Below are 24,603 nucleotides of genomic sequence, written 5' to 3' on the forward strand. Positions count from 1 at the left end.
AAATGAAAAATAAAAAATACCATTTAATATATATATCAACAATAGTATGTTGCTTTCTTTTTAGTCCAATGGTATTGGCACAAAAGGTAGTACATTACGATTTAACTGTTACCGATACGATAGTCAATTTTACTGGAAAAAATAAAAAAGCCATTGCTGTAAATGGTCAAATTCCAATGCCAACATTAATATTTTCAGAAGGCGATACTGCTGAAATAGTTGTACACAACCAACTCAAAGAAAGCACTTCTTTACATTGGCACGGACTCTTTGTTCCTAATAAAGACGATGGTGTGCCATACTTAACACAACTGCCAATTGCTCCTAATGATTCTTTTGTTTATCGTTTCCCAATCATTCAAAACGGAACGCATTGGTACCATAGTCATAGTGGTTTGCAAGAACAAATTGGCATGTATGGTTCACTCATTCTTAAAAAACGAACGGATGATGCTACTTTTAGAAAAGGAATAGACGACTTACCAGCTGTTCCTTTAATTTTGAGTGAATGGACAGACATCAAGCCAAAAAATGTACACAGAATGTTACACAATGCATCAGATTGGTTTGCGATAAAAAAAGGTTCTACACAAAGCTATTTTGAAGCCATTAAAGCTAAAAGTTTTAAAACCAAATTAACGAACGAGTGGAAGCGAATGTTGGCAATGGATGTAAGTGATGTTTATTACGACAAATTTTTAATCAACGGAACTTCAGAGCAACAGTTAACCAACTTTAAAGGTGGTGATAAAGTACGATTGCGAATTGCCAACGGTGGTGCTTCTTCTTATTTTTGGATAACTTATGCTGGTGGAAAAATTACAGTAGTAGCAAACGATGGCAATGATGTTGTTCCTGTAGAAGTGGACAGATTAATCATTGGTGTTTCTGAAACTTATGATATTGTAGTAACACTACCAAATGATAGTACAGCTTACGAGCTATTAGTTACACCAGAAGACAGAACAAAATCGGTGTCGTATTATATTGGTGATGGAATAAAACAATTGGTGAGTCCGTTGCCAAAATTAAAATACTTTGAAGGCATGCAAATGATGAACGACATGATGAAGTTAAACGGAAACATGAAAGATATGGGCATGAACATGAGTTTGCAACAAATGGATATGAATACAGTTATGTATCCAGAGATTACAAATAAAATGCTAGCAAAAGATATGCCTGATATGAATAGGAGCGAATCAAATCATAGCAATCATACAATGAACATGAGTAAGGATATAGTTACGCTAAATTATGCCATGTTACAATCGCCAGATAGTACTACACTACCAAACGATGCTCTAATAAAAGAATTGAATTTTGAGTTAACAGGAAACATGAATCGCTATGTTTGGAGTTTAGACAATAAAGTACTGTCCGAGTCAGATAAAATACTCATTAAAAAAGGTGAAGTTGTAAGAATTACATTGTATAATAATTCAATGATGCGTCATCCAATGCATTTACACGGTCATGATTTTAGAGTAATCAATGGCAAAGAAAGTTATGCACCACTAAAAAATGTATTAGACATTATGCCTATGGAAACAGACACCATAGAGTTTGAAGCCAATATGGAAGGTGATTGGTTTTTTCATTGTCATATTTTATATCACATGATGGCAGGTATGAATAGAGTCTTTAGTTATCAAGAAAATTATAATAATCCATACTTACCCAATAAAAATTGGGCGTATAAAAAACTACAAAAAGAAAGCAACAAATTTCATTTTATGATTCAGAATGATTTTGCTTCTAATGGAAATGATGGAATGATGATGCTACAAAATACGCGTTGGCGTTTAGCAACAGAATGGCGTTTAGGATATAGCAAAAAACATGGTTTTGAAACAGAAACACATATTGGAAGATATATTGGCAAAAATCAATGGTTCATGCCTTTTGTTGGATTTGACTGGAGATATAGAAAAAATGGAATGGACAATAGAGAAAAGAATTTATTTGGACAAACCAATAAAAAAGACAATAGAATTACTGCAAGTTTAGGTTTTGTATATACTTTGCCTTTGTTAATAGATTTTCAAGCAGAGGTTTACCACGATGGCATTGTACGACTGTCTTTAATGCGAGAAGATATTCCACTAACCAAACGATTGCGACTTGGATTTATGTTTAATACAGATATTGAATACATGGTAGATTTAAGTTATATCATTACCAGATATATGAGAGCAAGAGTTCATTACGATAGCGACATGGGTTTTGGTGGTGGATTAACCATCAACTACTAAGCAAAGAGAATTTACTTATAGCCTGAGTTTGGTTTAAGTAAATTAACAAAAATACAACAACTAAAATAATCCTCGTCCTTGCGAGCGGATGAAAGTAGCGAAGCAATCTAAAGTTTGAGATTGCCACAATTTTGTTCGTACCTCTCAGAATTTCGCAATAGACGGTCTTATTATCAATTACATTTTACTCATAGTAACTTTTTACAACCAACCGTCCATACTGAGTGAGGAACGAACGAAGTATCTCCTAAATCAAAAATACAACAACTAAAATAATCCTCGTCCTTGCGAGCGGATGAAAGTAGCGAAGCAATCTAAAGTTTGAGATTGCCACAATTTTGTTCGTACCTCTCAGAATTTCGCAATAGACGGTCTTATTATCAATTACATTTTACTCATAGTAACTTTTTACAACCAACCGTCCATACTGAGTGAGGAACAAACAAAGTATCTCCTAAATCAAAAATACAACAACTAAAATAATCCTCGTCCTTGCGAGCGGATGAAAGTAGCGAAGCAATCTAAAGTTTGAGATTGCCACAATTTTGTTCGTACCTCTCAGAATTTCGCAATAGACGGTCTTATTATCAATTACATTTTACTCATAGTAACTTTTTACAACCAACCGTCCATACTGAGTGAGGAACAAACAAAGTATCTCCTAAATCAAAAATACAACAACTAAAATAATCCTCGTCCTTGCGAGCGGATGAAAGTAGCGAAGCAATCTAAAGTTTGAGATTGCCACAATTTTGTTCGTACCTCTCAGAATTTCGCAATAGACGGTCTTATTATCAATTACATTTTACTCATAGTAACTTTTTACAACCAACCGTCCATACTGAGTGAGGAACAAACAAAGTATCTCCTAAATCAAAAATACAACAACTAAAATAATCCTCGTCCTTGCGAGCGGATGAAAGTAGCGAAGCAATCTAAAGTTTGAGATTGCCACAATTTTGTTCGTACCTCTCAGAATTTCGCAATAGACGGTCTTATTATCAATTACATTTTACTCATAGTAACTTTTTACAACCAACCGTCCATACTGAGTGAGGAACGAACGAAGTATCTCCTAAATCAAAAATACAACAACTAAAATAATCCTCGTCCTTGCGAGCGGATGAAAGTAGCGAAGCAATCTAAAGTTTGAGATTGCCACAATTTTGTTCGTACCTCTCAGAATTTCGCAATAGACGGTCTTATTATCAATTACATTTTACTCATAGTAACTTTTTACAACCAACCGTCCATACTGAGTGAGGAACAAACAAAGTATCTCCTAAATCAAAAATACAACAACTAAAATAATGTCTTGTCCTAAAATAGGTTTACACAATTAATAAGCAAAAAGAGTGTAAAAAAATGAAAAAAAGACAAATTATTTTAGGACAAAAATCACCAAGAGATTTTACTATAGAGGAACGGAAGTATATTATAGAAGAATATCTTAGAACAGGCTGTAAGAAGAGAGATATATGGGAAAAATATACAGGACATAAAGAGGAACATGGTTCGTTACTCAAATGGATGCGTCAATTAGGATATGATATGGTACCTAAATGGCGTAAATTACCAAACAAAGAAATATTTATGATAAAGAGCAATGAACCACTAGAAAACATTGAATTAAAACAACGAATTGAGCAATTAGAAAAAGCATTATTAAACTCAGAATTACGAGCCACAGCATTAGACACCATGATAGAAGTAGCTGAAAAAGAATTAAAAATTAGTATTAGAAAAAAGTCAAACACCAAACAATCCAAGAAATGAAAGCACGACATCAATATATAGGATTCGCAAAGCTATGCCGATTGTTTGGTATTACACGACAGGCATATTATCAGCACTTCAACCAAGCTGTTAACACAGCACTTCAACAGGAATTAATAATAAAAGAGGTATTAAAAATCCGTCAATATCATCCAAGAATAGGTACTAGAAAATTGTATATAATGTTAGAAGCATTTATGTTATCACACCAAATAAAAATGGGTAGAGATGCTTTGTTTAACTTGCTATCACAATATAATTTGTTGATACGAAAAAGACGCAGCAATATTAAAACAACTCAGTCGCACCATTGGCTAAAGAAGTATCCAAACTTAATAAAAGACTTAACTCCAACAAAACCTAATCAATTGTATGTCAGTGATATTACATATTGGAAGATAAATATAGGATATGTGTATATTAGCTTAATTACAGATGCTTACAGTCATAAAATAGTAGGTTATCATTTATCTGAAACACTTGATGCAGACAGTAGTTTAAAAGCATTAAAAATGGCACTTTTACCATTAGATACAAAGCTCAATAGCTCACTTATACATCACAGCGATAGAGGTGTACAATATTGCAGTCATAAATATGTAAATCTGCTACAGCAAAACAGCATAGATGTTAGCATGACAGAGAATGGTGATCCATTAGAAAATGCAATAGCAGAGAGAGTAAATGGTATCTTGAAAGAAGAATATTTAGACCATTATGATCTAAGAAATATAACAGAAGCCAAGATATTATTAGACCAAGTAATAAAACTATATAATGAAGATAGACCACATATGAGTATAGGAAATTTAGTACCGAGTTTAGTACATCAAAATCAAACAATTAAAATAGAAAAAAAATGGAAAAATTATTACCAAAGAAAACAAACTGTAAACCTATTTTAGGATTATATTTGAACTGTAAACCTATATCAGTATTTAACTAAATAACTGTAAACTTTTTTTAGGACGATACATAATCCTCGTCCTTGCGAGCGGATGAAAGTAGCGAAGCAATCTAAAGTTTGAGATTGCCACAATTTTGTTCGTACCTCTCAGAATTTCGCAATAGACGGTCTTATTATCAATTACATTTTACTCATAGTAACTTTTTACAACCAACCGTCCATACTGAGTGAGGAACAAACAAAGTATCTCCTAAATCAAAAATACAACAACTAAAATAATCCTCGTCCTTGCGAGCGGATGAAAGTAGCGAAGCAATCTAAAGTTTGAGATTGCCACAATTTTGTTCGTACCTCTCAGAATTTCGCAATAGACGGTCTTATTATCAATTACATTTTACTCATAGTAACTTTTTACAACCAACCGTCCATACTGAGTGAGGAACAAACAAAGTATCTCCTAAATCAAAAATACAACAACTAAAATAATCCTCGTCCTTGCGAGCGGATGAAAGTAGCGAAGCAATCTAAAGTTTGAGATTGCCACAATTTTGTTCGTACCTCTCAGAATTTCGCAATAGACGGTCTTATTATCAATTACATTTTACTCATAGTAACTTTTTACAACCAACCGTCCATACTGAGTGAGGAACAAACAAAGTATCTCCTAAATCAAAAATACAACAACTAAAATAATCCTCGTCCTTGCGAGCGAATGAAAGTAGCGAAGCAATCTATGTGTATCGTGCTAATAAAGCTGAAGTACTACATACTTCCTACTTATACTAATTATAGTTAAACTCAAATAATTTGTCATAAATTCTTTGTGATAATATATTGAATATCAAATATTTATTTTTTATTCTTATGACATTTTATATTAAGTTGACTATAGCATTTAAAACAGCTTTATTCTTTTACATTTTTTCGCTGACTTCTGCGTTAAACCCAAATTACGCATTAGAAATTTATTCCGAAAAAATTCTACTTTATATTTACATCAGTACTCATTTTTTTATACTCAATGTAGCTAAAACTACATTTCCGTGAAAAAAATTCCGTGCTTTGTAAATATTTTGTATAATTTTCTCTCATGACAAAGTCTAATGCGTAATTTGGGTTAGTATTGTTCGTATGCACTTTTTAATGCTTGTTTGATTTCATCGGCCAATGATTTTGGTTCAATAACTTTCATGTTATCACCGTAAGAAAGTAGTTCCATTAAAAAGTCGTGTGTTAAGCAAAGTTTAAGTTTAATTTTCATTTCTTCCTCGTTGTCCACTAAAACTTGTTGAGTTTCATGTAATGGAAGTGTTTTTATATACTTGCCTTGAAATGGGTTAAACGATAATATAATATCTTTTGGTTCTTCGTCATTTGAGTTTATAATACCAAAGCAATAACGGTAATTTTGTTCAATGTTATAATTGTCTGGATATTGATAGTGAAGATTGGTGATTTCAAGATTTGTTAAACGGTCAAGTGCAAAACTTTTTATTTTGTTGTCCTTGCTGTCTTTTGCTATAATATACCAACGGTTCTTAAATTCCTTTAAAGCATAAGGTTCTACCAACCGTTGGCCTATTTCTTCTTCCCAAAATTTCTGATAGGTGAATTTGATTTGAAGTATATTTTTAATGGCATGAAGCAAACCATATAAATTCTCTGTTCCTTGTGGTTTGCGTTTTTCCATATGAATAAAAGGTGCCAAGTCTTGTGCAAGATTTAAAGAATTGAACATATCAAATGCCTCCATCATTCTTTGGAAATTCATGTTTTCATTTTCATTTTGGCTGATGAAATAGCCCTTTTGAGATTTTGAATACTCAATGTCAATTCCAAAAACATTTCTGATTTCTTTTAAATCCCTTTGAAGTGTCCGTTTTGAGAAACCTATCTGTAAATTATCGTCTTGCATTTGCAGATAGTCAAACTGGTTTTCTATATAGCTCTGTAACTCTTCATAAGTCGAGTAAGGTTTTACTTTCAGCTTTTTGAGAATGAGCAAGTATCTTGATATGTATCCTCTTTTTGACATAATTTTATGTATTATTTTATTGGTCTCAAAAATAGTTAAAACTATGCACTTTAGTGCATTTCGCTTTAGCTTCTAAAAATGTTTACTTTTGTAGTATGGAATACCAAAGGGTCAATGGTCATAGCATATCACGGCTTACAGTACATATTGTTTGGGCTACAAAATATAGATATGCAGTATTGGAAGCAGATATAAAAGTAAGGTGTAGAAGTCTTTTGATGCAAATATGTGAAGCAGAAGATATTGTAATATTGAAAGGAGTAGTATCCAAAGATCATATTCATATGCATATAGAATATCGTCCATCACAATCAATAAGTAGCATGGTAAAATTATTGAAAGGACGCAGTTCACGAAAATTACAGATAGAGTTTCCAGAGTTAAAGAAGAGATATTGGGGTCGTCATTTTTGGGCAATAGGTTATGGTTGCTGGAGTACAGGTAATATAACAGATGAAATGGTAAATGAATATTTAGAACATCATAGGAATCCAAATACGAACTCAAATGATAATTTTATAATTGAATAGAGAAGTACTGTCCGAAATAGGACTTTCAGTCCGTAACAAAACTATGGACTTTTAGTCCATAGTGGTTTATTTTTTTTATTTTATTTTCTTTACTTGGTCTTTGTTGCCAAGCTAATATACAATATGAATTATCATTAGGAATTAGGATAAATGTTGCACCTTCTAATAATTTTTCTTCTTTAATTAATCTTTGCTTCCAATTAGGTAATTTTTCAAAACAATCTATTTTTTGTATATAGCTATTAATAATGTCAACAAAAGATTTGTTAACCAATAAATTGCATAACTCTTTTAAGTAGTTTCTTTTCCAATCTGTGCTATTTGAAAATTCTTTCAAATCATTATATGTTTTTAATAACCATCTTTTATGGCAATCAAAGTTCCAAGACCAACTACTGTTCCATACTTCATAATAATCATTTTTTCCAATCGTTAAGAATGCTCGTTTAAAATTATCAGGAAGTTCTTCATTCAAATTCTCAAAATTGTTTCTAATAACTTCATAAATATTATATAATTTATCTGCATCTAAATTATTGAGTTCTGTTTTTTCATTATCGTATCCGATACAAAACAAAGCAAAACTAATTCTACCTTTACAAAAATTAGTATCTTCTATTTGGTGAATAAGCTTTTTCAATTCTGGTTTATTAATAATTATTTTGGCTTTTCCAATTTCTTCTTTCACTTGCTCTTTAGCAAAACTAGATTGGATTTTAGTTGTAGAAAGATAATTATAAATAAATTTACAACCGTTTGATAATTCTTTAATCAAATTTATTGCTCCTATGAATGTTGCTGTACTATCAATAGTAGAATTTTCTGCTATATTTCTTACTACTCTCATCCAATTGTAAAATGAAGTATCGTCAATTGAGTTTGATAGTAAATACTGTATTTGAGCATAAAATAAAACTCTTTGTTTATATGTAGTTGTTTCATCAGTTTTTATATTTTCTTCGAATAATGATTTTTCATTATATATAAAATTCCATAGATTTAATTTTTTGGGTATAAGTTTATCATTATCATTTTTTGAAAATAAATCTAAAGTATTATACAAAAATTCAAACGCATCTTTTATTGCAAAATCCTCTGCCTGTACTGTGCTGTAATTATTAAATAGTTTTGCAATTCTTCGTTCTATTTGTTCTCTCTTTGCTGCCTTGTCCTTAATGCTTTTATTTTTACTTTTGATTTCATGTTCATTTATCACATTGTCTTTTTCATACTTATTGTCATATATTTCGATACTTTGAGCATAAAAAAGCATTGCTATATTTGTTATAAATTTTAAAATACTATTGTCAATTTTGTTGTTATCATCACGGTGAATCCAAAACAAATCTGTCCATTGTGTATCAATTTTATGTGAAAATGTTTCGGTCGTTTCTGCACTTTCTTCCCAACTCTCTTGGTTTATATGTTGCTCAAACTTTGCTTTGAAAATTTCAAAATCAGTAAGTGGTTTTCCTCTTGCGTTCATTTTGATATACAAATCATCGGAAAGTCCGAAGTTTTGCAGTTCTATGTAATGAAAACTAATATTGTTTAGCTTGCTCCAAACTTCTGTTTTATCTTGAAATGTTTGCTGAATGGAATCCAACATTGTGAGCATTGATTTTATTGTAGGGTCTTTTTTCCATGAAAGGAAAAACCAGGAACTATCAATGATAAGTTCAGAAATATTTTTCTCGTCATTATAAAGAATTCCTTTGTTGATTAAGTCAATGCAAAATTCTCTTGAGCTTGTTCTTGTTTCGTAGGTGAACTTTGTCAAAAGATTTTTTAATTCTTCATTTAACTTGTTTTCTTTGACTGCAATAAACCAATATAACAAAAACAAAGTAGTTAATCGTTGCTGTCCGTCAAGTGGTTGAAAAATTTTATCTTTTACACTTCCATAAACAAAATCTAATTCCTTTGGTGTGCCATTAACAGCTTCAAGTAGAAACTTTAAGAAGTTTTCTCTTAGTTCTTCTTCTCTCTCTCTACCCTGAGCATAATCTCGTTGTATAATTGGAATTTCAACCTTACTTAGTGGTTGCCATGCCAAATTACCACGATGCTTACAAATATTACGGTCATTGGAAATTAATTGCATAAATGTCAATTGTTTTGATGTTGGATTATTGCTCATTTTCTGATATTTCTGTTTGAGGTAAATATTTTTTCAAAGTTTTTTTAATATCATTCAAATAAGCATTTCTGTCTTTTTCTTCCCATTTGCTTAATTGCTTTGTACAATTTTCAAAATATTTTTGAAAGATTTTCTTTGTTGCAAGCGGAATAAACGCTCCATTTTTTTCAAGCTTAATTATTCTTTCTCTTTTTACAGGAAACAATCCATTGTTCAGTTTTGAGTTGTCATTCTTGGAAAGCAATGCCATATTTTCAATAGAATGAATATCAGATTCGCCAAACAGATTGCTAATTTTATCGACAAGTGAAGAAACTTTTTCCTTTTGTTTGTCATTATTGAAATTATTGATTTCATTTTTTATTTCTTCCGTAAGAATATCAGTATCTAATATTTTTAGCCATTCTTCAAAATCATCAATTTCTGTAATATCATCAGAGTTTTGTGCGTGAATATGCTCTAAACTCCAACCTCCATTTTTCTTGTTTTTGTACTTATTAAATGGAAATCGTAGAGAAGTGTCGTCACTATTTAGTGTTGTAATGATGTTGTGCAAAAGCAATACTTTTATTAGTTGTCCATTATCTTGACCATATTCTAATTCATCAACTTGCTTTTTGATTACTATCTTTTCAATTTCATGGTCTATCCACTTCCCAAATTCACTTTTTAGCTTATTTTCTTTGTTTTCAAGAATAGTCTTAATGTCAGTTCCAACAGCAATCAGATAACCAATTTTGTGATATAATTCTCTGTCATTGTACCATTCTTTGAGTGTTTGGAAATACTTTTTAATTTCCTGCCAATTGTTGGTTACTTCTTTTTCTGATTTGGTTTTAAATTTTTCATTAAAGAAGTAGAAAGTGGAATACTTATCATCACTTGGCGTGTCTGACATTAAATTGAAAATAAATTCTATTCTAGTTGCTAAGTTGTTTTCATTTTTATTGATAAAATACCAAAAAGAATCGTCTTGTAAGGCATATTCGATTCTGTCCCATTCTGAAGCAATTTCTCGTTGAATTAATCCAAGTTTTACTTTATCTGCATTCGGAAAATTTGAACTATTTAAGAACAAAGCCTTAATCAACTCTGCATTTGTCAACGGAATTTTACCGCTGTTGATTCTTGTGAAAATATCGATAGATTTAGAATCGGTCGTCTCGTACCAAATAATTTTAACTTTTTCTAAAAATGGCGTAATAAACTTTGAACTTATTGAGGTTTGCCCATCATTTGCTTTCTTTTGAAACCAAGTCTTAATAGTCGTGTAAGCATTGTAAATATGGAAATAATCAACATTTTTTTTAGAATCATATTCTGATTTGCTGTCTATTTTTGTCAAAAAATTTTCATTGTTTTTTCTTGTTTCATATTGTATTTCGAAGTTCTTTCTTTCACTTTCAACAAAGTGTTCTAAGTTTTTTAAGATAAGAAGTATTGTTGTTAATCGTTGCTGTCCGTCAATTACATCATACCAATCTCCAAATAATTTATTTTCAATTTCTGTATTTTCTACTCTCTTCATTACTACAACTGGTTGCAAGCAGTACCATTCATTATCCTTTTCATTTTGTTTATTTATAAATTCCCATATATCATTCAATAAATCGGTCACTTGTTGTTTTGTCCATCGGTAACCTCTTTGATATGATGGTATAAAGAAATTATATTTCAGTAAATCGTTGATTGTTTTTATTGGTATGCTATTATTTGACATTTTTATTATTTTTTAAATGTATTAAAAATAATGCTGTACAAGCCATTGCATCACTCAATGCTTCGTGGTGATTTAATGGAATTTTATATTCTTCGCATAACGAAGATAGTTTATTACCAAATATTCTGTAAGTATCATATCCTGTATATTTTGGCAGTTCGATGTTGTAATATTCCAATGTTTGATTGAGACAATGAAAATCAAAAGCAAAACCGTTATGAGCAACAACATTTTGACCTTTGATGAATGGCTCAATTTGATACCAAATTTTATCAAAAGTTGGTGTATTTGTTGTTTGTTTAGGATCAATTCCGTGAATATCAATGAAATTATTCCAGTAATAGTTATCTGGTGGTTGAACCAAAATTGATAACTGCTCTGTTATAATTTGATTTTCGACACGCACCAAACCAACTTGACAAATGCTCCAACGCTTGCCTTGTGCAGTTTCAAAATCTATGGCAGTAAATGATATCATTGATTGCTGTTTTTATATCCAATTTGTTTTCTTGAAAGCTGGTTACATAGTGTTTCTTCTTTACAAAATGCTATTAGTATTTTTAGATTTACTTTAGTTCCGTATACAATTTCGTTGATTTCATTTTTACGAACAATATTATCAATTTGTCCACCAGAGAAATCAAACTGTGTAGCTAATAACTCACAATCATTATCTGACAAATGTGGTATTTTAGATTTCCAAATTTGTGTTTTGGCAGCAATACTTGGCTTTTGAAATTCAATTTTAAATAAAAAACGCCTTTCAAATGCTGTATCCATATTGTTTGCTAAATTTGTTGTGGCAATTAAAATACCTTCAAAGTTTTCAATTTCTTCTAACAAAATATTTTGAATTCTATTTTCCGTATCACTTACATTTGATGAATTTGTTTCTTTGCGTTTAGCAATAATGGCATCAGCTTCGTTGAAAAATAAAATAGGTGTTATTTTTTTATTTTTTGTATATGATTTGTACTCTTTAAAAACTTGCTTGATAATTTTTTCACTTTCGCCAAACCACATTGAACGAGATGCACTAATATCTACTTTCATTATTTCTCGGCTTGTTGCTTTAGCAATTTGTAAAACACTTTCGGTTTTTCCAGTACCAGCTGTACCATAAAGTAATACTGTTATTCCTTTTGGTAATGCTTTTTCTACTAAACGCTTTTGTGTGTTTTTAAGATTTTCTTCTTTCAAAAGAGTCTTCAATAAATTTAATTGATTAGTTTCTTCATTACTATAAATTAGTTTGCGAAATGATATATTTTTAGGAAAAATTATATTTTCTTTTTCGTTATTGTCTAAATTTTTGCTAAATAATTTCATACCACATTCAGTAAGTAGATTTAATGCTTTTTCTGTAAGTTTCATTTTTACATTATCAAAGAAAGTGCTGTCTTCAAGTTCTAACCAATCTTCTTTAATTAGATTGTTTTCTTTAGACAGCAGTTTTTCTATTTGAATAAATCTTTCATTGAGTCTATCATAAATTTTTCTAAAAGCAGTTTCTACCCAAGGATCTCTATCTCCTTCGAGAAATTTCCATACAACATATAAAAACAAATATTTTTCTTCAATTGAAACTCCAAAATATTTTATTTTTTCAATAAGCAAGAGATTAGTATTCTCTTCTAAAATACTTTGAGTTTGCTCAAATAATTCTCTTGTTGAAATTTCTTTATTATCTCTTTGATTAGCTAATTCATTCACCATTTCTAATAAAGAAAAGATGTCTTCAAATTTTAGAACATCAACTAAAACATCAGGAATAGGTTCATTTTTAAGAATTTTATCTAAAATTATTTCGTTTACATAAAACTCTTCATCTACACCTTTAAGTTTTATATTTTTGTGCCTATTGTTTTTGGTGTTTTTGCGTAACAAACATCTTTCAAGTAATTCAATAAAATTATTACTATACTCCAAAAGTTTTATTGGATTGCATTCGAAATATTCATTCAAATCATCTAGGTTAACCTTACGACCTTTGTAGTTTAGCGTAAAAATAACAGCAATAAAAAGTGCTTGCGTTGTTGAAACATGAAAGTATTTAGCCAAAAATGAGAGTTCTTCTTCTAATATATCAAATAATAGATTATCTAATTTACTTTTTTCTGCCAAATTGTAGACCATGTCAATATTGTGTAAAACTTCATTTTTAAGTGTACTTTCCATATTAATGTTATTTTTAAAATTTAATACAAATTTATCTGAGGGAAACGCCAAAATATGTCGCTCTAAAAACTTCTTTGAATGGGTGAGAAAATTTGACACATTTGGTTTTGCGAAGGATCGACTCTGAGTGTTGGTTTACTTGTTGTTCGTATAATACTAAAGTGATATTAAAAATAGACCAAAATTACATATGACTCCATTCTGAATCTGCTTGCAGTAGGCAGGTCTATTTCAAAGTCTTTTAAAAACAGATTCCGAAATCTACCTGTTCGGCACCATGTCTGCCAACAGATAGAGACAGGCAATCTCAAACCATGAACTGCTATCCGCTTGCAAAGACGAGGATTATTTTAGTTGTTGAGTTTTTGATTTAGGAGATACTTCGTTTGTTCCTCACTTAGTATAGACGGTTAGTTGATGTGAAAATTAATTACAGCAACCGATAATTTAAACGGATTTACGCAGACTATTCGCTCTGTTTTTCCTCAATCACAAACTCAAATCTGTGTCGTCCATCAAATCAGAAATGCCTGTAAATATGTAGTTTGGAAAGACAGAAAACAGTTTACAGCAGACATGAAACTCATCTACACAGCACCAACAAAACAAGCAGCACAAGCAGCACTTAACGACTTTGCACTAAAATGGGAAGCCAAATACAGCTATGCCATTAAATCTTGGAAAGACAATTGGGACGAACTTACCGTGTTTTTTGAATTCCCCGTAGAAATCAGAAAAATCATCTATACCACCAATTTAATAGAAAATTTAAACGGAAAAATAAGAAAATACACCAAAAACAAAATGTCTTTCCCAACAGATGATGCTGTGCTAAAATCCGTTTATCTTGCCATAAGAGAAGCCACCAAAAAATGGTCTATGCCAATACAAAACTGGGGAATTATTCTTAACCAATTTATTATTATTTTTGACAACAGAATTAAAATTTAAAACAACTCAACCTTTTAACTTTACACACTTCTTGGGATACTGTCTAGTTATTCGTCATTAAGTCATTAGTTTTATCTCCGTCACGCTGAGTGAAGTGTAACGAAACGAAGCGGCTCCATTCCAAACTTGTTTCGGAATCTACTACTATAAATGCTTACCATCTATTTAGCAGATACCTTTACTTCAATACAATGTGTAGCTAACTACAAACCACCATGTAGCAACTACAACACTATGTGTAGATAACTACAGACCACCATGTAGCAACTACAACACCATATGTAGATAACTACAGACCACCTCGTAGCAACTACAACACTATATGTAGATAACTACAGACCAACATGTAGCGGCTACAATACTATGTGTAGCTAACTACAAACCAACATGTAGCGGCTACAACACTATGTGTAGATAACTACAAACCACCATGTAGCAACTACAACACCATATGTAGACAGCTACAAACCACCTCGTAGCAACTACAACACCATGTGTAGATAACTACAAACCACCATGCAGCAACTACAACACCATATGTAGATAACTACAGACCACCTCGTAGCAACTACAACACTATATGTAGATAACTACAGACCAACATGTAGCGGCTACAACACTATATGTAGATAACTACAAACCACCATGTAGCCACTACAACACTGTGTGTAGATAACTACAGACCACCATGTAGCAACTACAACACCATATATAGATAACTACAGACCACCTCGTAGCAACTACAATACTGTGTGTAGATAACTACAACCCACCAAATAGCTATAAAAAAAAACATAGCTAGTCCTTTAATTTTTTTAATAAAATATTTAAATAGTAAAAATAATTGGCTAACTTGCTATTGCAAAAACTTAGGGATATATGGAAATAGGAGAGTAAGTATGTGTAAATACTATAGATATACATAATATAAAAATAAGAAGAATTAGAGATGGAAGGTAAAGAAGTGAAAATTTGGACTGGAATTGATATTGAAGATAATTGGCTAAATACAGACACATCAAAATTTGATGACTTAGCCCCAAGTTGGTATAAAAAGAGAAAGGAGTTTATTGATGGTGATAGCGATTATGAAGAGTTTCTAAATCGGCTTAAACGACAACATGCTATTGAAACAGGGATAGTAGAAAAACTTTATGATTTATCTGAAGGGATTACTCAAACATTGATAAAAGAAGGATTTGTTGAATCATATATTAGTCATAATGATACAAACATAGCTCCTAAAAAGTTAATGCAGTATCTCTACGATCACTTTGAAGCTATGGATTTTGTTTTTGATTTGGTTAAATCTAATAGACAATTAACGGTTAGTTTCATAAAGGAATTACATCAATTGATAACTCAGAACCAAGATTATACGGAAGCTATTGATACACTAGGTAGGATAGTTCAAATTCCATTACTTAAGGGAAAATTTAAAGAGAATGAGAATAATCCCAAACGAAAAGATGGACAGATTTTCATTTACTGTCCAACTATTCATGTTGAAAGTGAAATGGATAAGCTAATTAAAATCTATAACGAACAAACCGAAAAAGAATTAAATCCAATTATTTTAGCAGCATGGGTGCATCATGCTTTTACTCAAATTCATCCATTTCAAGATGGCAATGGACGAATTGCTCGGCTATTAGCAAGTTTAATATTGATAAAGAATGGGTTGCTTCCTTTTACTGTTAAGAGGGAAGATAAATCAGCATATATTTCTGCTTTAGAACATGCTGATAAAAATGTTCCTCAAGAATTAGTTACATTTTTTTCAATTGAACAGAAAAAAAGTATAGAAAACGCTCTAAATTTTAAAACAGAAAAAACTGCAAATAGTCTAGCTGATTTAGCTAATTTACTAAATTCTAAAGTTGAAAAGGCTACTTCTGAACAAAGAAAAATAAGAGAGTACGAGTTAACAGAAAACAGAAATAAAGTATTTGAATATATATATGATATCTTGGGCGAAATTAAAGAAGAATTAAAAGAACTAATTCCAAGAGAAGTAGCTAGAACAGGTGTTACAAGTGTAAATCCTAATCAAGAAAGGCACTTTTGGCATACACATCAAATAACTGAATATGCAAATAATCATGATTATTATTTCAATCGAAATATGCCTCGAGGCTGGTTTGGAATTCATTTTAGTTTGCCTACCGAAAGTAGCTATAATCTTATTATAACAGTTCATCACTATGGATACGAAGACGATGTAATTGCTGTTGGAGCATTTATGGAATTTTCAGAAAATATTGATGAACATGAAGATAAAAAATTAATATCAATTAATATTTCACCATTTACAGTTTCATTGGAACGGATAGGAGAACGAACCAAAGATAATTTAAACTCATATATTCAGGATATACTAAAAGTTGGATTAACCGTCATCATAAATGAAATTAATTAACAAATAAAATATTATACAGAGACAATAATCATTACACAAAAAGATAAAAAAAACTAACATTTGTTAATTTAATCAATTATTTATGGTTGCAATTAGCATTCAAAATTAAAATTATTACCTAAGTTTTGTTTACAAAGAATCAACGACCTAGTAAGAATAAGTAAAGAAACATAAAAGAATCTTACTGTTTGAGTAAAGCCAGTTTTAAGATTTTTGGCTTTTTATGCTGTTCGATTATTAAGAACTTAAAAGAGTACTCAACATCTTAGCATAAGTTTTAAATACATTCTTGTAAAATCTCCAATAAAAAGCTTAATTTTGTGCAAATTATACTATGTTATTAGCAGTCAACAACGGTTTAATAGATTACTTGCCAATAGCCATGATGTTTTTTGTTGCTCTTGGTTTTGTGTTAACTACAATGGTGGCTACACATTTACTAGGACCTAAAAGAAAATCTAAAATAAAATTAGAAAGTTTTGAGTGTGGCATAGAATCGCAAGGCAATGCACGATTACCATTTTCTATCAAGTATTTTCTAGTAGCCATTCTTTTTGTTTTGTTTGATGTTGAAGTGATTTTTATGTATCCTTGGGCGGTAAACTTTAAAGCACTAGGTTTGTTAGGATTAGTAGAAATGTTTCTTTTTATAGCAATTTTTTTAGTGGGCTTCTTTTATATTATCAAAAAAGGAGCATTAAAATGGGAATAATTTATGAGTACTACAGCTGTTGATATAGATATTGTTCACCAACCAGAAGGAATTGAAGGGCAAGGTTTCTTTGCAACTTCACTAGATAAAGTAGTTGGTTTAGCACGAAAAAATTCTTTGTGGCCATTGCCTTTTGCAACTTCTTGTTGTGGTATTGAGTTCATGGCTACTATGGCTGCAACCTACGATTTATCTCGCTTTGGTTCTGAAAGATTATCGTTTTCTCCAAGACAAGCAGATTTATTGATGGTAATGGGAACCATTTCTAAAAAAATGGGACCAATCTTGCGTCAGGTGTACGAGCAGATGGCAGAACCTAAATGGGTGTTGTGCATGGGTGCTTGTGCTAGTACTGGTGGTATTTTCGATACTTATAGCGTTTTACAAGGTATAGATAGAATTATTCCTGTAGATGTGTATATTTCAGGATGTCCGCCAAGACCAGAACAAGTTTTAGATGGTATTTTGCAAATACAAGCACTAGCAGAATCAGAATCTACGAGAAGAAGAGATAGTAAAGAATACAAAGATATGTTGGCTAAATACGGAATTGAATAATTTATGGAAACACTATTAGCTACACTTCAAGAAGATTTAAAACAACAATTTGGCGATGCTATTTTGGCAATAGAGCAAGATTATGATTTTCCTGTAATTATTGTAGCGAAAAACCAGTTGAAAGCAGTATTGTCGTATTTAAAAGATGATGAAAAGCATCAATATCAATTTTTAACTACACTTTGTGGTATTCATTTTCCTGATAATGAGCAAGATAAAGAGTTTTGCATCATGTATCAATTACACAACTTAGTAGCTAATAAAAGAGTAAGAATTAAATCGTTTATGCCAGAGCACGATGTAGCTATTCCTACAGTAACCGATTTATGGCTCACTGCTAATTGGATGGAAAGACAAGAATACGATTTCTTTGGCTTTGATTTTGTAGGACATCCAAACTTAAAACGCATTTTAAACATGGATGAAATGAATTATTTTCCGATGCGAAAACAATATCCATTAGAAGATTTGCAAAGAGATGATAAGAACGACAAAATGTTTGGTAGGTAATATATTTTTATGACAACAGAACAACAAAGCATAACAGAAGAAAAACACTTTACTACACTTAACTTAGGACCAACACATCCTGCTACACATGGTATTTTTCAGAATGTGTTAACTATGGATGGTGAATATATTGTTGATGCTGTTCCAACCATTGGATATATCCATCGTGCTTTTGAAAAATTAGGAGAACGAAGACCTTTTAACCAAATTACAACTATTACCGATAGACTAAACTACTGTTCATCACCAATCAATAATATGGCTTGGCACATGACTGTAGAAAAGCTAATCAAAGCAGATATTCCCAAAAGAGCACAATATATGCGTGTGATTATCATGGAATTATCTAGAATAGCAGACCATATTATTTGCGATACAGTAATTGCTGTAGATACTGGAGCAATGACAGGTTTCTTGCATTTATTTCAACATAGAGAAAAAATTTACGATATTTTTGAACGCATTTGTGGTGCAAGATTAACGACGAATATTGGAAGAATTGGTGGTTTAGAAAGAGACTTTACAGATGAAGTATGGAATTTAATCCACACTTTCTTAAAAGAATTTCCTATTGGATTGAAAGAGTTTGAAAAATTGGTTAATCGCAATAGAATTTTTATGGATAGAACCATTGGTGTTGGTGCAATAGATGCAGATTTAGCACTAAGTTATGGTTTTACTGGTCCAAATTTAAGAGCAGCTGGTGTAGATTATGATGTTCGTGTAATGAATCCATATTCTTCTTACGAAGATTTTGATTTTGATATTCCTGTAGGTACACAAGGCGATACTTACGACAGATATATGGTGCGTATTGAAGAAATGTGGCAAAGTTTAAGAATTATAGAACAAGCCATTAACAAAATGCCAAAAGAAGGCAGTTTTCATGCAGATTTACCACACTTTTACTTGCCACCAAAAGTTGATGTATATAGCAAAATGGAAGCACTTATTTACCATTTTAAAATTGTAATGGGTGAAACTGAAGTACCAAAAGGAGAGGTGTATCATGCAGTAGAAGGTGGAAATGGTGAATTGGGTTTCTATATTATTTCTGACGGAGGAAGAACTCCATTTCGTTTTCATATACGCCGACCATGTTTTATCTACTATCAAGCCTATCCAGAAATGATAAAAGGTGGTTTATTGTCAGATGCTATTTTAACTATGAGTAGCATGAATGTTATAGCAGGAGAGTTGGACGCTTAGTTTTTGTATCAAGTCTTTCTTTATTTATTAGATTTTTGCAGCAATGTTATTAGAGGCAAGATATTTAGATGCTGAACAACTTCATCACAAAAAAGAACCTCTATTGCTTTAAATATGATGTAAAATAATAAGCTTGTTAATATTTGTTATTTCATTTAATAAAGCTACGCATACTCCTTATATTTACTTGTAAACCTATATATACTATGAAAATAATTACACTTATACTATTCTTTTTATTATTTAATTTTAGTTTTAGTCAAATGATTTTTAAAGTAAATAATTTTTCTAAGACATACTATGGTAAGGTATTTATTGAAGATACAACAGCTGTTTTTAGCAAAGGTTGGGTTGCTATATATAATGTAAATACAAATAAAAAACTAATTAAAGTAAATTCAGAAGAACTAACTTATGAATTACACAATGGTAAAATGCTTGCGAATATAATAGAACTACCATATGGAGAACAAAGTCAAATTATATATGAAGATTTTAATTTTGATGGAATAAAAGATTTTGCAATCATGGACGGACAAAATAGTTGTTATCATGGTCCTTCGTTTCAAATTTATTTAGCAACAAATAATGGATTTAAATACAATGAAGGTTTTACAAAACTAGCTCAAGAATACTGTGGTATGTTTAATGTTGATGCTAAAAATAAAACGATTAGTACTATGACAAAAAGTGGCTGCTGTTGGCATCAATTTTCAGAATTTAAAGTAGAAAATAATAATCCATACGCTATAAAAATAGTTGAAGAAGGTTTAGGTATGTCTGGAATAACTTGGGATTACATTGAAGAAAACTTAGTAAATGGTAAAATGGTAACATCAGAATATCAAATGCTTGATGTAGAAATTAATGAAGACAATTTATTACTTTCATTTGAATTTAGCAATCAAAAAAAGATGCAAATTTTTTATATAGAAAATTATTTGTACTATGTTTTTACAGATGTTGATGAAGCAATAGAATTACTCTACTATGAGAATTTTAAGTATTCTAAATCAGAGAACAGTTTAACTTTTATAAACTACAACACTCAGTATACTATTTACGATGAGAAAATAGTTATAAAAACATCCAACAAAAACTATGTAATGAAAGCAGCAAAAAACACAATTAAAGGCACACTCTTAAAATTAAAAAAAATAGATTTTGAAAACTTAAGTAAGTAATCAACATCATCTCACTTGTCCACTACCTTTTACCAACCATTTTTCTGTAGTTAGTTTTTCCAAGGCAAATGGTCCTCTGGCGTGTAACTTTTGTGTAGAAATACCAATTTCTGCACCTAATCCAAAAACACCACCATCTGTAAATCGTGTAGAAGCATTGGTATAAACAGCAGCTGCATCTACATCATTTAAAAATCGTTCGCAATAAGCTAAGTTTTCGCTTACAATGGCTTCGCTATGTTTAGAAGAATATTTTCTAATATGTGCTAATGCTTCATCAATATTGTTTACTGTTTTTATAGAACATTGCTGACTCAAATATTCCATGCCAAAGTTTTCTTCGGTTGCTTTCTGTAGATTTTTATATCCAGCAGCATTTAAAATTTCAAAAGATAAATCATCTGCGTATATGATTACGCCAAATTCATTTAATCCTTCAATAAGTTTAGGTAAAAAATCTTTAGCTATGGTTTTGTCTACAACAATAGTATCTAGTGCATTACAAACCGAAGGTCGTTGTGTTTTAGCATTAACTACAATTTTTGCAGCATTGTCTAAGTTGGCACTTGCTTCAACATAAGTATGACACACACCAGCACCAGTTTCTATTGTAGGCACTTTAGCATTGTCTCGAACAAAATCAATGAGTTGTTGCGAACCTCTTGGAATAATAATATCTACAAACTGCGTAGCTTCTAATAACACTTTAACATGTTTTCTGTCGATAGGCAAAAGTTGTACTATATTTTTATTGAGTTGATTTTTTACTAGACACTGATGAATAATTTCCACTAGAATTTCATTGGTTTTTTCTGCATCACTTCCACCACGCAACACCACGGCATTACCAGAATACAAACACAACGCAGCTACATCAATCGTAACATTTGGTCGTGCTTCATAAATTACACCAACAACACCTAATGGAACTGTTGTTTTTTGAATATGTAAACCATTGTCCAATGTTTTATCATATAATATTTTTCCACTTGGGTCTTCTAGCTTTAAAATATCGTGTAAGCTATCAGCCAAAGCTTTAATTCTATCTTGATTGAGTAATAATCTATCTTTTTTCGGATTATCATCAGCCATTCTATCTAAATCTTGTTGATTGTATTGTATGATTAGATTCGTATTATCTACAAGTGCTTGAGCTAAGTCTTGCAACAACTTTTCTTTTTGAGTAGCTGTTAAATTCTTTGCATCAATGGCAGCCAATTTCGCATCTTCTAATAGTTGATTGATGTTTTCCATAGAATAAAAGTACAATTTTATTTTAGTAGATGAATTACTAGCAATCAACAGTTAGATTTATTAACCGTTTTTTAATTTGATTTGCAAAATAAAAAATAAGATATTATAAGTAATTATTTTTTTAAAATACAATTAATAGTATGACCTCTGTGCGAATCATATTCCTCAGTTATTAACCATTGTTTTTTGCATTTAGGACATTCATATAATCTGTTTGATTTTTTATATCCTAGAAATTCTTCTTTATATAATTCTTCTATCATTACTAAATCATCAGGATTGCACGATAAGTTTTTATATGGTTCTATATAACCATTATAATTACAAGGAATAATAAAACCGTACTTTTTAGCTTCATCAACTTTAAAACTTACAAAAAATGTTTTATCACTTCCATCTTTAAATTTGATATTGTCGCCACTACCTAAAGGCAAGTAAACAATTGTATTTTTATAAACACACTTTTTTACATAAGTATTCTCGTTTTTATATATAGTAATATATAAACCTTTTGGATAAGTATCTTCAAATTGTATAACTATTTCATAATCTGCTTCGTTAATCATATTAAATAACTTCTAAAGCTAATTCTGGTGGTCTTGCAATGATTGCTTTATCGCCATTAATTACAATTGGTCGTTCTATTAATATAGGATGTGCTACCATAGCTTGTATTAATTGCTCGTCGCTTGGTGTAGTATTATCAAACAGTTCTTTAAAAATACTTTCTTTGGTTCGCATCATATCTATTGGTTGAAGTTGTAACTTTTTAAGCAGTGTTTTAATTTCTTTTTCTGTTAATGGATTTTTCAAGTACTCAATCACTTCAAACGGAATACTTTTTTCTTCTAAAATTTGTAGTGCGGTTCTACTTTTACCACATCTGTTGTTGTGCAATATTTGTATCATAATTATAATTTTAAATGCCTGTATAGTTTTGTGGTGTTATCTGTTTTAATTCTGATTTAATCGCATCACTAACTTCTAAATCATCTATAAATTGATGTATTATTTGTTGATTGATTTTTTCATTGGTTCTAGTTAATGCTTTCAGTGCTTCATAAGGTTGTGGAAATGCTTCTCTACGCAAAACTGTTTGAATAGCTTCTGCTACCACCATCCAATTGTCTTCTAAATCTTGCTTGATTTTTTGTTCGTTAACCAATAGTTTATTTAAACCTTTTAATATAGATTTTATAGCTATAACTGTATGAGCCATTGGAACGCCAATATTTCTCAAAACAGTAGAATCAGTTAAATCTCTTTGTAAACGAGAAATAGGTAATTTTTCTGCTAAATGACTAAAAATACTATTCGCAATACCTAAGTTGCCTTCTGCATTTTCAAAATCAATTGGGTTAACTTTATGTGGCATTGCACTACTTCCAATTTCTCCTGCTACAATTTTCTGTTTAAAATAATCCATCGAAATGTAAGTCCAAATATCTCTACAAAAATCAATTAATATAGTATTAAAACGCATATATTTTTGAAACAATTCTGCTAAATCGTCGTAATGAGCAATTTGTGTAGTCGTTTGTAATCTATACATTCCAAAACTTTGATTAATAAAGTCATCTGCAAATTTTTTCCAATCAATATTCGGATATGCTACAACATGTGCATTAAAATTTCCTGTAGCACCACCAAACTTTGCAAAATATTGTTGCTGTTCAAGTTGTTCAAACTGTTTCAACAATCTATCATGAAAAACTAAAAACTCTTTACCTAATCTTGTAGGCGAAGCTGGCTGACCATGAGTTCTTGCTAGTAAAGGAATATCTTTATATTTATCTGATATATCTTTTATTTCATGTAATAAACCTAACATCAATTCTACAAAATAGTATTGATAAAAATCTTTTAGCGATAAAGGAATTGCTGTATTATTAATATCTTGAGAAGTTAAACCAAAGTGTATAAATTCACTTTTTCCTTTTAAATCATCGTCAGTAATGTTTTCTTTAATAAAGTATTCTACAGCTTTTACATCATGATTTGTTGTTTTCTCAATTGTTTTTACGCGTTCAGCATTTTCAATACTAAAATTATTATATACATTTCTTAATGATGTTATTTGTGCATCTGTAAGCTGTCCAATTTGTGGAATTGTTTTAGATAGTGCAATAAAATATTCTACTTCTACTATCACTCGATACTTAATTAAAGCATATTCAGAAAAATATTGTTGTAGTGCTACAACTTTATCAGCATATCTTCCGTCAATAGGAGAAATGGCTTGTAATGAAGTCATAAAATAATAGA

Annotated in this window: 19 protein-coding genes and 1 pseudogene; 11 read left to right on the plus strand and 9 right to left on the minus strand. The window is 30.8% G+C overall.

Annotation, left to right across the window (positions count from 1 at the left end; all coding sequences use genetic code 11):
- Positions 1–2: 2 nt before the first annotated feature.
- The 3 genes from H6553_04880 to H6553_04890 all read left to right on the plus strand — a co-directional run bounded on the left by H6553_04880 (position 3) and on the right by H6553_04890 (position 4,936).
- Positions 3–2,255, plus strand: coding sequence for a multicopper oxidase domain-containing protein (locus tag H6553_04880; GenBank protein MCB9033150.1), 2,253 nt, complete (start codon positions 3–5; stop codon positions 2,253–2,255).
- Positions 2,256–3,620: 1,365 nt separating this feature from the next.
- A complete protein-coding gene (locus H6553_04885) occupies positions 3,621–4,031 on the plus strand; it encodes a hypothetical protein (GenBank protein MCB9033151.1) in 411 nt (136 codons plus the stop codon).
- The gene (locus H6553_04890; GenBank protein ID MCB9033152.1) at positions 4,028–4,936 is read left to right on the plus strand and encodes an IS3 family transposase; all 909 of its coding nucleotides are present in this window, start codon (positions 4,028–4,030) and stop codon (positions 4,934–4,936) included. The genes H6553_04885 and H6553_04890 overlap by 4 nt, the downstream gene beginning before the upstream one ends.
- 1,119 nt (positions 4,937–6,055) lie before the next feature.
- Here H6553_04890 and H6553_04895 read toward each other — a convergent pair.
- Entirely contained in the window at positions 6,056–6,973 is a 918-nt protein-coding gene (locus tag H6553_04895; GenBank protein ID MCB9033153.1) for a WYL domain-containing protein, read from the minus strand.
- 95 nt (positions 6,974–7,068) lie between these two features.
- Between H6553_04895 and tnpA the strand changes: the two genes are divergently transcribed.
- Positions 7,069–7,503, plus strand: coding sequence for an IS200/IS605 family transposase (gene tnpA, locus H6553_04900; GenBank protein ID MCB9033154.1), 435 nt, complete (start codon positions 7,069–7,071; stop codon positions 7,501–7,503).
- Between the two features lie 25 nt (positions 7,504–7,528).
- Here the strand turns inward: tnpA and H6553_04905 are convergent, their stop codons facing one another.
- The 4 genes from H6553_04905 to H6553_04920 are packed head-to-tail and all read right to left on the minus strand — an operon-like array spanning position 7,529 to position 13,541.
- Positions 7,529–9,643 carry a DUF262 domain-containing protein gene (locus H6553_04905; GenBank protein ID MCB9033155.1) on the minus strand — a complete coding sequence of 705 codons (2,115 nt, stop codon included), beginning with the start codon at positions 9,641–9,643 and terminating at the stop codon, positions 7,529–7,531.
- Entirely contained in the window at positions 9,633–11,363 is a 1,731-nt protein-coding gene (locus tag H6553_04910; GenBank protein ID MCB9033156.1) for a DUF262 domain-containing protein, read from the minus strand. Before H6553_04910 ends, H6553_04905 begins: the two co-directional genes overlap by 11 nt.
- Positions 11,353–11,841, minus strand: coding sequence for a 3'-5' exoribonuclease (locus H6553_04915; protein ID MCB9033157.1), 489 nt, complete (start codon positions 11,839–11,841; stop codon positions 11,353–11,355). The genes H6553_04910 and H6553_04915 overlap by 11 nt, the downstream gene beginning before the upstream one ends.
- The gene (locus tag H6553_04920) at positions 11,838–13,541 is read right to left on the minus strand and encodes an AAA family ATPase (protein MCB9033158.1); all 1,704 of its coding nucleotides are present in this window, start codon (positions 13,539–13,541) and stop codon (positions 11,838–11,840) included. The genes H6553_04915 and H6553_04920 overlap by 4 nt, the downstream gene beginning before the upstream one ends.
- A gap of 426 nt (positions 13,542–13,967) precedes the next feature.
- Between H6553_04920 and H6553_04925 the strand changes: the two are divergent.
- The 7 genes and pseudogenes from H6553_04925 to H6553_04955 all read left to right on the plus strand — a co-directional run bounded on the left by H6553_04925 (position 13,968) and on the right by H6553_04955 (position 21,084).
- Positions 13,968–14,492: pseudogene (locus tag H6553_04925) on the plus strand (transposase).
- 949 nt (positions 14,493–15,441) lie between these two features.
- Complete coding sequence (locus tag H6553_04930) at positions 15,442–16,911, plus strand: Fic family protein (protein MCB9033159.1); 1,470 nt, start codon at positions 15,442–15,444, stop codon at positions 16,909–16,911.
- A 334-nt stretch (positions 16,912–17,245) separates the two neighbouring features.
- Entirely contained in the window at positions 17,246–17,623 is a 378-nt protein-coding gene (locus H6553_04935; GenBank protein ID MCB9033160.1) for an NADH-quinone oxidoreductase subunit A, read from the plus strand.
- A 3-nt stretch (positions 17,624–17,626) separates the two neighbouring features.
- Positions 17,627–18,181 (plus strand): NADH-quinone oxidoreductase subunit B, encoded by a 555-nt coding sequence (locus H6553_04940; protein ID MCB9033161.1) that lies wholly within the window; start codon positions 17,627–17,629, stop codon positions 18,179–18,181.
- Between the two features lie 3 nt (positions 18,182–18,184).
- Positions 18,185–18,691, plus strand: a complete 507-nt coding sequence (locus tag H6553_04945; protein MCB9033162.1) for an NADH-quinone oxidoreductase subunit C — start codon at positions 18,185–18,187, stop codon at positions 18,689–18,691.
- A 9-nt stretch (positions 18,692–18,700) separates the two neighbouring features.
- Positions 18,701–19,900: an NADH dehydrogenase (quinone) subunit D gene (gene nuoD / locus H6553_04950; protein ID MCB9033163.1), complete on the plus strand. Its 1,200-nt coding sequence runs from the start codon at positions 18,701–18,703 to the stop codon at positions 19,898–19,900.
- Positions 19,901–20,106: 206 nt separating this feature from the next.
- Positions 20,107–21,084 (plus strand): hypothetical protein, encoded by a 978-nt coding sequence (locus tag H6553_04955; protein MCB9033164.1) that lies wholly within the window; start codon positions 20,107–20,109, stop codon positions 21,082–21,084.
- A 6-nt stretch (positions 21,085–21,090) separates the two neighbouring features.
- Here the strand turns inward: H6553_04955 and H6553_04960 are convergent, their stop codons facing one another.
- The 4 genes from H6553_04960 to purB form a co-directional block, all read right to left on the minus strand.
- Positions 21,091–22,338 (minus strand): glutamate-5-semialdehyde dehydrogenase, encoded by a 1,248-nt coding sequence (locus H6553_04960; protein ID MCB9033165.1) that lies wholly within the window; start codon positions 22,336–22,338, stop codon positions 21,091–21,093.
- A 113-nt stretch (positions 22,339–22,451) separates the two neighbouring features.
- The gene (locus tag H6553_04965) at positions 22,452–22,904 is read right to left on the minus strand and encodes a hypothetical protein (protein ID MCB9033166.1); all 453 of its coding nucleotides are present in this window, start codon (positions 22,902–22,904) and stop codon (positions 22,452–22,454) included.
- A 1-nt stretch (position 22,905) separates the two neighbouring features.
- Positions 22,906–23,247 (minus strand): arsenate reductase (glutaredoxin), encoded by a 342-nt coding sequence (gene arsC, locus H6553_04970; GenBank protein MCB9033167.1) that lies wholly within the window; start codon positions 23,245–23,247, stop codon positions 22,906–22,908.
- 10 nt (positions 23,248–23,257) lie between these two features.
- Positions 23,258–24,592, minus strand: coding sequence for an adenylosuccinate lyase (gene purB / locus H6553_04975; GenBank protein ID MCB9033168.1), 1,335 nt, complete (start codon positions 24,590–24,592; stop codon positions 23,258–23,260).
- Positions 24,593–24,603 lie beyond the last annotated feature (11 nt).

This window comes from Chitinophagales bacterium (assembly GCA_020636535.1).
Classification (GTDB): domain Bacteria; phylum Bacteroidota; class Bacteroidia; order Chitinophagales; family JADIYW01; genus JADJSS01.

What these genes read in the sequence shown, in the direction of transcription:
- H6553_04880 (MCB9033150.1), top strand. Translation starts at nt 3, where the DNA reads ATGAAAAATAAAAAATACCATTTAATATATATATCAACAATAGTATGT.
- H6553_04885 (MCB9033151.1), top strand. Translation starts at nt 3,621, where the DNA reads ATGAAAAAAAGACAAATTATTTTAGGACAAAAATCACCAAGAGATTTT.
- H6553_04890 (MCB9033152.1), top strand. Translation starts at nt 4,028, where the DNA reads ATGAAAGCACGACATCAATATATAGGATTCGCAAAGCTATGCCGATTG.
- H6553_04895 (MCB9033153.1), bottom strand. Translation starts at nt 6,973, where the DNA reads ATGTCAAAAAGAGGATACATATCAAGATACTTGCTCATTCTCAAAAAG.
- tnpA (MCB9033154.1), top strand. Translation starts at nt 7,069, where the DNA reads ATGGAATACCAAAGGGTCAATGGTCATAGCATATCACGGCTTACAGTA.
- H6553_04905 (MCB9033155.1), bottom strand. Translation starts at nt 9,643, where the DNA reads ATGAGCAATAATCCAACATCAAAACAATTGACATTTATGCAATTAATT.
- H6553_04910 (MCB9033156.1), bottom strand. Translation starts at nt 11,363, where the DNA reads ATGTCAAATAATAGCATACCAATAAAAACAATCAACGATTTACTGAAA.
- H6553_04915 (MCB9033157.1), bottom strand. Translation starts at nt 11,841, where the DNA reads ATGATATCATTTACTGCCATAGATTTTGAAACTGCACAAGGCAAGCGT.
- H6553_04920 (MCB9033158.1), bottom strand. Translation starts at nt 13,541, where the DNA reads ATGGAAAGTACACTTAAAAATGAAGTTTTACACAATATTGACATGGTC.
- H6553_04930 (MCB9033159.1), top strand. Translation starts at nt 15,442, where the DNA reads ATGGAAGGTAAAGAAGTGAAAATTTGGACTGGAATTGATATTGAAGAT.
- H6553_04935 (MCB9033160.1), top strand. Translation starts at nt 17,246, where the DNA reads ATGTTATTAGCAGTCAACAACGGTTTAATAGATTACTTGCCAATAGCC.
- H6553_04940 (MCB9033161.1), top strand. Translation starts at nt 17,627, where the DNA reads ATGAGTACTACAGCTGTTGATATAGATATTGTTCACCAACCAGAAGGA.
- H6553_04945 (MCB9033162.1), top strand. Translation starts at nt 18,185, where the DNA reads ATGGAAACACTATTAGCTACACTTCAAGAAGATTTAAAACAACAATTT.
- nuoD (MCB9033163.1), top strand. Translation starts at nt 18,701, where the DNA reads ATGACAACAGAACAACAAAGCATAACAGAAGAAAAACACTTTACTACA.
- H6553_04955 (MCB9033164.1), top strand. Translation starts at nt 20,107, where the DNA reads ATGAAAATAATTACACTTATACTATTCTTTTTATTATTTAATTTTAGT.
- H6553_04960 (MCB9033165.1), bottom strand. Translation starts at nt 22,338, where the DNA reads ATGGAAAACATCAATCAACTATTAGAAGATGCGAAATTGGCTGCCATT.
- H6553_04965 (MCB9033166.1), bottom strand. Translation starts at nt 22,904, where the DNA reads ATGATTAACGAAGCAGATTATGAAATAGTTATACAATTTGAAGATACT.
- arsC (MCB9033167.1), bottom strand. Translation starts at nt 23,247, where the DNA reads ATGATACAAATATTGCACAACAACAGATGTGGTAAAAGTAGAACCGCA.
- purB (MCB9033168.1), bottom strand. Translation starts at nt 24,592, where the DNA reads ATGACTTCATTACAAGCCATTTCTCCTATTGACGGAAGATATGCTGAT.